Genomic DNA, 644 nt, shown 5'->3' with positions numbered 1-644 from the left:
TTGGCCCATCACCCGCTGGTTCAGGTGATGTTGGGCTGGAACAACTTCCCCGGACAGGTCAACGTCCCCGCGACCGGGCTGACTGTGGGCGATCTTCAGGTCAAGCCGCTGGCCGCGGATACCCAGACCGCGAAAATGGATCTGGTCTTCTTCCTCAAGGAAAACTGGACCGAGGCCGGTGCGCCCGCCGGGATTTCCGGACACGTGGAATTTCGCACCGACGTGTTCGACGCGGACACCATCCAGGCGTTGATCGCGCGGCTGCACCGAGTGTTGATGGCGCTCACCGCCGACCCCACCCGGCGGCTCTCGTCGGTGGATCTGCTGGATGCGGGTGAGCACGCCCGGCTGGAAGAGCTTGGTAATAAAGCGGTTTTGGCTAGCCCGTCGAGTGTTTCGGTGTCGGTGCCGGAATTGTTCGCCACGCACGTGACCCGCACCCCGGACGCCGTGGCGCTGGTGTGCGAGGGCCTGTCGGTGACCTACCGAGAGCTGGATGAAGCCTCGAACCGGTTGGCGCATTGTCTCGCGGATGCGGGCGCGGGTCCGGGACAGACTGTGGCACTGCTGTTTTCGCGGTCGGCCGAGGCCATCGCGTCGATCCTGGCGGTGCTCAAGACGGGGGCGGCGTATCTGCCGATCGA

General features: G+C 65.1%; 1 protein-coding gene. It reads left to right on the top strand.

From position 1 onward, the window contains the following. On the top strand, nucleotides 1–644 hold a 644-nt coding region (locus A5760_RS13970), incomplete at both ends, for an AMP-binding protein (RefSeq protein ID WP_155764332.1).

Source organism: Mycobacterium colombiense, assembly GCF_001665835.1.
GTDB classification, from domain to species: domain Bacteria; phylum Actinomycetota; class Actinomycetes; order Mycobacteriales; family Mycobacteriaceae; genus Mycobacterium; species Mycobacterium colombiense_A.
The sequence above is the reverse complement of the archived record's forward strand: the minus strand, read 5'-3'. Positions and strand labels throughout refer to the sequence as shown.